Here is a 391-nt window from a genome sequence, read left to right as displayed (position 1 = left end):
AAAATCTGCTACTGGAAAAGATATCCTAGAACACTATCTCATAAATGAAGAAGAGGCAGCAAAATGGCTCGAAAAGACATTAAAGCACCTTTATGAATTTGGAACAATTGGTGCTTTATACTGGAACTTCTCAGATTATCACGAGAGTCTCTGGGACAAGCCTCCATTTGATAAGGCAATACATGAAAGATTCTTTGGACTTCTAAGAAGTGACGGAAGTCTAAAGCCAACGGCATTTGTTCTCAAGGACTTTAAAAACAAAATAAAAGGGTTAAAAAGAAGAGAAATTTACATTAATGTTCCTCCAGACTATTACGAAAAACCTAAAGAGAACTTAGTCAAATTATATAGTGAATTCCTCAAGAAAATCGGGTGATTATTATGATCTTTG

General features: G+C 34.5%; 1 protein-coding gene. It reads left to right on the top strand.

Annotation, left to right across the window (positions count from 1 at the left end; translation table 11 throughout):
• On the top strand, positions 1-376 hold a 376-nt coding region (locus E3E37_RS11450), incomplete at its 5' end, for a hypothetical protein (RefSeq protein ID WP_206204118.1).
• Positions 377-391 lie beyond the last annotated feature (15 nt).

Source organism: Thermococcus sp. ES12, from assembly GCF_012027515.1.
Lineage (GTDB): Archaea > Methanobacteriota_B > Thermococci > Thermococcales > Thermococcaceae > Thermococcus > Thermococcus barossii.
The sequence above is the reverse complement of the archived record's forward strand: the minus strand, read 5'-3'. Positions and strand labels throughout refer to the sequence as shown.